Origin of the sequence: Mycobacterium sp. (genome assembly GCF_035314905.1) — a bacterium.
Taxonomy (GTDB): Bacteria; Actinomycetota; Actinomycetes; order Mycobacteriales; family Mycobacteriaceae; genus Mycobacterium.
In genome coordinates this window covers 1-8,603 of the sequence record NZ_DATFYW010000220.1, presented here as the reverse complement: position 1 = coordinate 8,603, position 8,603 = coordinate 1, and the positions used below count along the sequence as shown (strand labels likewise).

Annotated in this window: 8 protein-coding genes and 3 pseudogenes; 8 read left to right on the top strand and 3 right to left on the bottom strand. The window is 68.7% G+C overall.

What is annotated here, in order from left to right; translation table 11 throughout:
• A partial coding sequence (arc, locus tag VKG81_RS19485) for a proteasome ATPase (RefSeq protein WP_324398374.1) occupies nucleotides 1-1,772 on the bottom strand: 1,772 nt, incomplete at its 3' end.
• 145 nt (nucleotides 1,773-1,917) lie between these two features.
• On the opposite strand from arc, the gene VKG81_RS19480 reads away from it, so the two are divergent.
• The 3 genes from VKG81_RS19480 to VKG81_RS19470 are packed head-to-tail and all read left to right on the top strand — an operon-like array spanning nucleotide 1,918 to nucleotide 3,300.
• Entirely contained in the window at nucleotides 1,918-2,418 is a 501-nt protein-coding gene (locus VKG81_RS19480) for a hypothetical protein (protein ID WP_324398373.1), read from the top strand.
• A 21-nt stretch (nucleotides 2,419-2,439) separates the two neighbouring features.
• The gene (locus VKG81_RS19475; protein WP_324398372.1) at nucleotides 2,440-2,991 is read left to right on the top strand and encodes a hypothetical protein; all 552 of its coding nucleotides are present in this window, start codon (nucleotides 2,440-2,442) and stop codon (nucleotides 2,989-2,991) included.
• A 12-nt stretch (nucleotides 2,992-3,003) separates the two neighbouring features.
• Nucleotides 3,004-3,300 carry a DUF503 domain-containing protein gene (locus tag VKG81_RS19470; RefSeq protein WP_324398371.1) on the top strand — a complete coding sequence of 99 codons (297 nt, stop codon included), beginning with the start codon at nucleotides 3,004-3,006 and terminating at the stop codon, nucleotides 3,298-3,300.
• Here VKG81_RS19470 and VKG81_RS19465 read toward each other — a convergent pair.
• A complete protein-coding gene (locus VKG81_RS19465) occupies nucleotides 3,297-4,148 on the bottom strand; it encodes a tRNA (adenine-N1)-methyltransferase (RefSeq protein ID WP_324398370.1) in 852 nt (283 codons plus the stop codon). The genes VKG81_RS19470 and VKG81_RS19465 overlap by 4 nt on opposite strands.
• A gap of 71 nt (nucleotides 4,149-4,219) precedes the next feature.
• Between VKG81_RS19465 and VKG81_RS19460 the strand changes: the two genes are divergently transcribed.
• From VKG81_RS19460 to VKG81_RS19440, 5 genes and pseudogenes are all read left to right on the top strand, one after another.
• A complete protein-coding gene (locus VKG81_RS19460) occupies nucleotides 4,220-5,095 on the top strand; it encodes a RecB family exonuclease (RefSeq protein WP_324398369.1) in 876 nt (291 codons plus the stop codon).
• The gene (locus VKG81_RS19455; RefSeq protein WP_324398368.1) at nucleotides 5,092-5,880 is read left to right on the top strand and encodes a thioesterase family protein; all 789 of its coding nucleotides are present in this window, start codon (nucleotides 5,092-5,094) and stop codon (nucleotides 5,878-5,880) included. The genes VKG81_RS19460 and VKG81_RS19455 overlap by 4 nt, the downstream gene beginning before the upstream one ends.
• Before the next feature lie 51 nt (nucleotides 5,881-5,931).
• The gene (locus VKG81_RS19450) at nucleotides 5,932-6,249 is read left to right on the top strand and encodes a metalloregulator ArsR/SmtB family transcription factor (RefSeq protein ID WP_324398367.1); all 318 of its coding nucleotides are present in this window, start codon (nucleotides 5,932-5,934) and stop codon (nucleotides 6,247-6,249) included.
• Nucleotides 6,246-6,738 (top strand): annotated as a pseudogene (locus VKG81_RS19445) (SRPBCC family protein). The gene VKG81_RS19450 and the pseudogene VKG81_RS19445 overlap by 4 nt, the downstream one beginning before the upstream one ends.
• Nucleotides 6,726-7,300, top strand: a pseudogene (locus VKG81_RS19440) (flavodoxin family protein); the annotation flags it as partial. The pseudogenes VKG81_RS19445 and VKG81_RS19440, both read left to right, overlap by 13 nt.
• Here VKG81_RS19440 and VKG81_RS19435 read toward each other — a convergent pair.
• Nucleotides 7,301-8,525 (bottom strand): annotated as a pseudogene (locus VKG81_RS19435) (mercuric reductase); the annotation flags it as partial. It abuts the pseudogene before it with no gap.
• Between the last annotated feature and the right edge of the window lie 78 nt (nucleotides 8,526-8,603).

The following is an 8,603-nucleotide window of genomic DNA, read 5'->3' as shown; positions in this document are numbered from 1 at the left end:
CTCGACGACTTGCCGGTGACCAGCGTGCGGATGTAGACGATCCGCTCGCCCTTCTTGCCCGAGATCCGCGCCCAGTCATCGGGATTGGTGGTGTTGGGCAGGTCTTCGTTCTCGGCGAACTCGTCGACGATCGAGTCGAGCAGGTGCTGGATGCGCAGGCCGCGCTGGCCGGTCTCCAGGACCGACTTGATCGCGTACTTCTTCGCGCGGTCCACGACGTTCTGGATCATCGCCCCGGAGTTGAAGTCCTTGAAGTACATGACTTCCTTGTCACCGTTGGCGTAGGTGACCTCCAGGAAACGGTTGTCGTCGATCTCGGCGTACATCCGGTCCACGACCTTCACGATCATCGCCTCGATGCAGGCCGTGCGGTCGCCCTCGAACTCGGCGAGATCGTCGGCGTGCACCGGCAGATACTCGGTCAGGTACTTGCTGAAGATGTCCTGCGCGGCTTCGGCGTCCGGCCGCTCGATCTTGATCTTGACGTCCAGGCGGCCGGGCCGAAGGATCGCCGGGTCGATCATGTCCTCACGGTTGGAGGCGCCGATCACGATCACGTTCTCCAGCCCCTCGACGCCGTCGATCTCGGACAGCAGCTGCGGGACGACCGTTGTCTCCACGTCTGAACTCACACCCGTACCGCGGGTGCGGAAGATCGAGTCCATCTCGTCGAAGAACACGATCACCGGTGTGCCCTCCGACGCCTTCTCACGTGCCCGCTGGAAGATCAGCCGGATGTGCCGCTCGGTCTCGCCGACGAACTTGTTCAACAGCTCGGGGCCCTTGATGTTGAGGAAGTAGGACTTCGCCTCGCGGGCGTCGTCGCCGCGCACCTCGGCCATCTTCTTGGCCAGCGAGTTGGCGACCGCCTTGGCGATCAGGGTCTTGCCGCAGCCGGGCGGGCCATACAGCAGCACGCCCTTGGGAGGCCGCAGCGAATACTCCCGGTAGAGCTCCTTGTGCAGGAACGGCAACTCCACCGCGTCGCGGATCTGCTCGATCTGGCGCGAGAGGCCACCGATGTCCTTGTAGCTGACGTCGGGCACCTCTTCGAGAACCAGGTCCTCGACCTCGGCCTTGGGGATGCGCTCGAACGCGTAGCCGGCCTTGGTGTCAACCAGCAGCGAGTCGCCGGGCCGCAGCTTGCGGGGCCGCAGGTCGTCGTCGAACGCCTCGGCGACTTCGGCAGGCAGGTCCTCGACGGCGACGAGCGGCTCGGCCAGCCACACGATGCGTTCCTCGTCGGCGTGCCCGACCACGAGCGCACGGTGTCCGTCGGCCAGGATCTCGCGCAGCGTGCTGATCTCACCGACCGCCTCGAACGTGCCGGCCTCCACCACGGTCAGGGCCTCGTTCAGCCGGACCGTCTGGCCCTTCCTCAGCGATTGCACGTCGATATTGGGCGAGCACGTCAACCGCATCTTGCGGCCCGAGGTGAAGACATCCACGGTGTCGTCTTCCTGGACGCCCAGCAGCACCCCGTAACCGCTGGGCGGCTGGCCCAACCGGTCGACCTCTTCGCGGAGCGCCAACAGCTGCTGGCGGGCTTCCTTGAGCGTCTCCATCAACTTGGCGTTGCGCGCGGCGAGCGAGTCGATGCGCGCCTCGAGCTGGTGTACATCGCGGGCACTACGCACACCGCCCTGGGGGCCCAGCGCGGTGTCCAGCTGCTCGCGCAGGGCGGCCGCCTCTCGGCGCAGCTCTTCTAGTTCGGCAGCATCGTCGCTGGACATGGGTGTTCCGAATGGCTCAGAACGCTCTGACTCACTCATGTTGCGCTCCTCTCCCGCACCGGAAGTTGGTGCGGTGGATACTTCAACGCTACCGGCGAATCCCCAATCGCGTCGGTCTAAAACCTGGGCGCGCCTTCTGAACTGCTAGCGTTACGTTTTAGCCGGGCTGAACGAAAGGAATGTTGTGAGCCTGAAATACCTAACCACTGGCCTCGCAGCAGCAACGCTCGTCGGCGCTGCGGCGGTCGGTGTGACATCGATTGCACCTGCTCCTACCACCCCGACGCCGGCCGTCACCCCTGCGGTGTTCGGCGTGCCACTGCCGCAGGATCCGGCAGATATGCCGACCACCGATCAGCTGATGACCGTCCTGAACGGACTCGCCGACCCGAGCGTGCCGTTCCGCAGTAAGGGCAACCTCGTCGAGGGTGGCGTCGGCATCATCGAGGGCCGGACGGCGGACCACCTGATGGCCAACGCCGCCCAGAACGGCGCCCTGCCGCTGTCGTTCCAGATCGCGAACATCCAGCCCTCCGGACCAGGCGCCGCAACAGCCACGGTTACCGCCACCGGTCCCAAGACGGCGCCGACCTCGCAGACGGTCACGTTCGTCGACGAGGGCGGTTGGAAGCTGTCGCGCGGGTCGGCGACCACGCTGCTTTCATCGTTCGCGGGCGCCGGCTAGATCGTCCTGACCCGATCGACGGTGCGGCAGCGATCCACGGCCCTGGCCCTGCTCGCTGCCGCGTTGTTCGCGGTTGCGCCCGGACTCGCGGCCTGCGGGAGCACGAGCCACCCGGCGGCATCCGTGTCCGCCCCCACCACGACGGCCAGCGCCGCCGCACCGGTGCCCGCCGCCCCGCTGCCGCCGCCCGAGGTGCTGACGGACGTTCTCTACAAGCTCGCCGACACGTCGGTTCCCGGCGCCCAGAAGATCAACCTCATCGAGGGCGCCAGCGCGGACAGCGCCGCGCAGATCGACAAGTTCGGCAAGGCGCTGCAGGACAACCAGTACACGCCCCTGGGGTTAACGGCCGAGAACATCGCATGGTCTGACACCGACCCGGGCAGCGTCACCGCGGACGTGACCGTGCACAGCGAGAACCCCGCCCTGGGCGGCGGATTCACGTTCCCGATGGAGTTCCGGCCGTTCCAGGGCGGCTGGCAGCTGTCGCGCACCACGGCCAACATCCTGCTGACGCTGGGCCAGAATCAGACATCGACGCCCGCGCCGGCAGCCCCGACGCCGACCGGGTGACGGCCGCGGGCCATGTGGATCGGCTGGCTGGAATTCGACCTGCTGCTCGGCGACGTGCGCTCGCTGAAGCAGAAGCGGTCCGTCGTCCGGCCGCTGGTGGCCGAACTGCGGCGCCGGTTCGCGGTGTCGGCGGCCGAAACCGGCGCCCTGGAGCTGTACCGACGCGCGGGCATCGGGGTGGCGGTCACGGCGCCCGACCGGGGACACGTCGTGGAGGTGCTCGACGCCGCGGAGCGGCTGGTCGCCGGCCGGCCGGAGGTCGAACTGCTGTCCACCCGCCGGGGGCTGCGCCGCAGCGATGACGACTAGCGCCGTTTGCGGCGCAGCGGTGCCGGTGTGACAGCGCCGGGCGCGAGCCTGCGCGCGCTGATCAGAAACGCGGTGTGCCCGCGCATCGAGTGCTGAGGCCGTACCGCGAGCCCGACGACGTCCCAGCCCCGCTGCAGGGTCTCCCAGGCCCGAGGCTCGGTCCAGCACTGCTGCTCGCGCAGCGCCTCCACCGTGCGGGACAGCTGGGTGACCGTGGCGACATAGATGACCAGCACGCCGCCGGGAACCAGTGCGGCGGCCACCGAGTCGAGCACCTCCCACGGCGCCAGCATGTCGAGCACCACCCGGTCGACCTGCGGCCCGGTGTAGCCCGCGACGTCGCCGATCACCAGCTCCCAGTTGTCGGGCCGCGCGCCGAAGAACGTCGCCACGTTGCGTGCGGCGTGCCCGGCGTGGTCATCTCGCACCTCGTAGGAAATCACCCGTCCGCCCGGCCCGACCGCGCGCAGCAGCCAACACGTCATCGCCCCGGAACCCGCACCGGCCTCCAGCACCAGCGCGCCAGGGAAGATGTCGCCCTCGTGCACGATCTGGGCGGCGTCCTTCGGATAGATCACCTGAGCGCCGCGCGGCATCGACATCACGTAGTCGACCAGCAGCGGCCGCAACACCAGAAACGGGTCGCCGTTGGCGGACTCCACCACGCTGCCTTCGGCCAGCCCGATCACCGCGTCGTGAGCCACCGCGCCGCGGTGCGTATGGAACTCCGCGCCGGGGGTCAGCACCATCGTGTAGTGACGGCCCTTGGCGTCGGTGAGCTGGACGCGTTCGCCGGCGGCGAACAATCGGACACGGTCGCCTTCGGCGAACGGCCCGGTGCGCGGCATAGCCGATAACACTGCCAGACGCGCCGCGCCGGGTACCCGGGGTTGTCGGCACATGGTTCTAGTGTTCGGTCATGACCGACGAGCCCGCCCCGGTCGCACGGCGACCCGCGCTGTCGCCGTCACGGGCGAGCGATTTCAAGCAGTGCCCGCTGCTGTACCGGTTCCGTGCGATCGACCGTTTGCCCGAGCCCACGTCCACCGCGCAGCTGCGGGGCTCGGTCGTGCACGTCGCGCTTGAGCGGCTCTACGGCCTGCCTGCCGCGGAGCGGGGTGTTCAGACCGCGATGACGCTTGTCGGCCAGGCCTGGGAACGCGTGGTCGCCGCGGAGCCGGACCTCGCCGAGGGCCTCGATCCGGCGGGGCGGGCGGAGTTGCTCGACGAGGCGAGGGCCCTGCTGTCGGGCTACTACCGGCTGGAGGACCCCACGCGCTTCGATCCGCAGGCCCGCGAACAGCGCGTGGAGGTCGAGTTGGTCGACGGCACGCTGTTGCGCGGCTTCGTCGACCGCATCGACGTCGCCCCGACCGGCGAGCTGCGGGTCGTCGACTACAAGACCGGCAAGGCCCCGCCGGAGGCGCGGGCGCTTGCCGAGTTCAAGGCGATGTTCCAGATGAAGTTCTACGCGGTGGCACTGCTGCGCTCCCGCGGCGTCGTTGCGACCCGGCTGCGGCTGCTCTACCTCGCCGACGGCCAGGTTCTCGACTACTCCCCCGAGCTCGACGAGCTGCTGCGCTTCGAGAAGACGTTGATGGCCATCTGGAAGGCCATCCAATCTGCTGGTGCCGCAGGCGATTTCCGGCCCAGACCGTCGCAGTCGTGCGACTGGTGCGCCCACCGCGCACACTGCCCGGCCTTCGGCGGCACACCGCCGCCGTACCCGGGATGGCCGGAGGCGCTGCGGGAGGGCGGCGAGGACGCCGTCCTGCGCGCCGGTGACGCCGCGTGACCGACTGCTACTACCGCCGGCTCGGCAGGGACGGCGAGCATGAACTGTTCGCGCCGACCGACTCCACCCGCAGTAACTGGGATCCCGACATCCAGCACGGTTCCCCGCCGCTGGCGCTGCTCACCAAGGCGATCGAGGAGTTACTCGCCGATTCACCGATGCGGGTCGGCCGGCTGACCCTCGACATCCTCGGTGCCATCCCGGTGCGCCCCGTGCGGGTGCGGGCGTGGGTCGAGCGTCCGGGCCGGCGGATCTCGTTGCTGGCCGCGGAGATGACGCCGACCGACCACGGTGACAGCCGTGCGGCGGCGCGCGTCAGCGCATGGGCGCTGGCCACCGGCGACACCGGCGATGTCGCCTCCGACCGCTATCCCGTCCTTGTCGAAGGTCCGGCCCGGCCACTGCCTGCGAACTGGTGGCACCTGAGCGGGTATCTCGCGAGCGTGGATTGGCGGCCGCAGCCGGACCAGGAGTCCGGCTCGGTGTTCTGGCTCACCATCGCCGCGCAGCTGGTCAACGGCGAGGAAACCACGCCACTGGAAAAGTTGGCCCTGGCCGTGGACTCCGCCAACGGCATCGGCTCCGCGCTGGACTTCACCCGGTTCATCTTCATGAACACCGACACGACCGTGCACCTGCACCGGCTGCCCACCGGCGAGGATTTCGCGCTGCGGGCGCGCGGGTCGATCGGCCCGGACGGCATCGGGGTGACCAGCGCGGAGATCTTCGACCGCACGGGTTTCGTCGGGGTGTGCGCGCAGACTCTGCTCGTTCGGCGCTGCTGACCCGCTTTATATCGTCTTGCTTCTATATAGAAGTTTGATAATACTGGCTGCGTGGACGTTTTCGAAGCGGTCGCCGACCCGAGCCGGCGCGCGCTGCTGGAGGTGCTCGCCGAGGGCGAGCGCACGGCAGGCGAGTTGGTCGCCACGTTGCCGCGGCTGACGCAGCCCTCGGTGTCACGACACCTGCGCGTGCTGCGCGAAGTGGGCCTGGTCGAGGTGCGGCCCGAGGCGCAACGCCGCATCTATGCGTTGCGCGCCGACGGGCTGATCCCGATCGACGACTGGATCGACAAATACCGCCGATACCGGACCGCCCATCTCGACGCCCTTGAACACCATCTGGACGACACCTCGAGGAGGACGAATTGAGCGAGCGAAACGGGCGCATCACGGTCGAAGGCGACCGCGCGGTGCTGACCTTCGAGCGGCGCCTGGGGCATCCGATCGAGGCAGTGTGATCGGCGATCACCGATCCGTCGCACCGGCGTAGCTGGCTCGGCGACACCACGATCGACGCACGCGAAGGGGGGATGATCGAGACGGTGCCGTCCGGTCCGTCACTGCCCCCTGACCGCAAGCGGATGACCCGTCGCATCCTGGTGTGGGATCCGCCCCATGTCTTCGAACACGAGTGGAGGCACTCGATAGTCGAAGACGGCGTCGTGCGATACGAACTGCGGGGCAGACGGCGACGGGACCCTGCTGCGCTTCACCCACCGCGGGCTGGGTGTCGGCAACGCGAACGGGTCCCTGCCCGGCACCCACGCATTCCTCGACCGGCTCGCCGCCTACCTCGGCGGCGACGAGTTGCCCAACTGGGGCAACCGCTATCAGGAGGTCGCCCGATGGACGCGGTGAACCTGGCCATCGCCTACCACTCCGGATTCGGCCACACCGAGGTGCTTGCCCACGCGGTCGCCCGGGGTGCCCGCGACGGCGGCGCACACGTCAGCATGATCGCCGTCGACGCGATGACCGAATCCGATTGGGCCGCGTTTGACCTGGCCGACGGCATCGTGTTCGGCAGCGCCACGTACATGGGCAACGTCTCCGCGGGCTTTCAGGCGTTCGCCGAGCAGACGGGCCGACGATGCCTCGACGGCGCGTGGCGAGACAAGGTGGCGGCCGGTTTCACGAACTCCGGCGCGAAATGCGGCGACAAGTTGGCTGCGTTGACGTCGCTGGCGGTGTTCGCCGCCCAGCACCACCTGCACTGGGTCAATCTGGGTTTGCCCGCCGGATGGAAGAGTTCGACCGGCCCGAGGACGACCTGAATCGGCTGGGGTTCTGGCTCGGCGGGGGCACTCAAACCGACGTCGACGCGAACCCCGATCAGGTGCACAGCGCCGATGTGCGAACCTGCGAGCACCTCGGCCGGCGCGTCGCCCTGGTCACCGGACAGCTGCTGGCCGGCCGAGCGCATCGTGCGCGCCAGCGTGTCGTAGGGCGCCTTCGTCGACATGACGTCGAGGATCGCGTGGACGACCTCGTCGCCGCCGACTCCGAAGATCGCCGCGCCCAGGATCTGGTGGGTCTGTTCATCCACGACGACCTTCATGAAGCCCTGTGTCCCGCCCTTTTCCACCGCGCGGCCGACCCTCGTCATCGCCGGCACCCAACGAGCGCCCTGCGCCCGGACCGGCGCACCTCGGTGACGGTCTGCCCGGCACGCCCGAGCGGCGGATCGATGTGGAGCGCATAGGTGGTGATGCGGTCGCTGACCGCGGCCGTTGCAGTCGCCCATCGCCCAGATGTGGGCCACGTTGGTGCGCAGCTGGTCGTCGACGACGATGAAGCCGCGTGCGTCGGTCAGCACGCCGGCGCGGTCGAGGTCGTCGGTGTTGGGCCTGCGGCCCACCGCCACCAGCAGGTCGAGCCGACCATCGTCGCCGCATCGGCCCGCGGCGTGACCGCGACGCGGTCGCCGTCGCGCGCCACGCGAATGTCGTCGGCGTTCAACACGATCGCGATGCCCTCAGCCTCGAGGATGTCTTTGATCGTCGCCGACACATCGGGATCTTCGCGTGATGCCAGACGCGGACCGCGCTCCACGACGGTCACCTCGGCACCGAACCGCCGGTAAATCTGAGCGAATTCCAGCGCGATGTAGCTTGCCCCCGATGATCACGAGATGGTCTGGAACCGTGTCGAGTTCGAGGATCGACACCTTGGTCAGGTAGTCGACGTCGGCCAGCCCGGGCATGTCGGGCACCACCGCACGCCCCCGACGTTGAGAAAAATCTTGTCGGCGCGGATGGATTCGCCGTTGACTCGCAGCGTGTTCGGGTCCTCGAAGCGGGCGTGGCCGCGAATCACCGTGCAGCCGTCCATGCCGTCGAGCCAGGACTCGACACCGGCCCGGTCGTTGAGCGTGACGCCGTCCTTGCGGGCCTTGACCTTGGCCATGTCCACACTGACGTGACCGGTGCCGACACCGTACTCCGCACCGCGGCGCGCCAGGTGCGCCGCGTGCGCACTGGCCACCAGCGTCTTCGTGGGGATACACCCGGTGTTACGCACGTGCCGCCGATGTCCTTGCGCTCCACCACCGCGACCGTATGCCCTGCCGCGGTGAGACGCCGGGCCAGCGGAGGTCCGGCCTGGCCGGCACCGACGATGATCGCGTCGAATTGCCCGGCGGTCACACCATGCTCGCCAGGTACCCGATCAAGAAGCCGCCACCGACCGCGATGACGTCTTCGAGCAGTGCGATCGGCAGATCC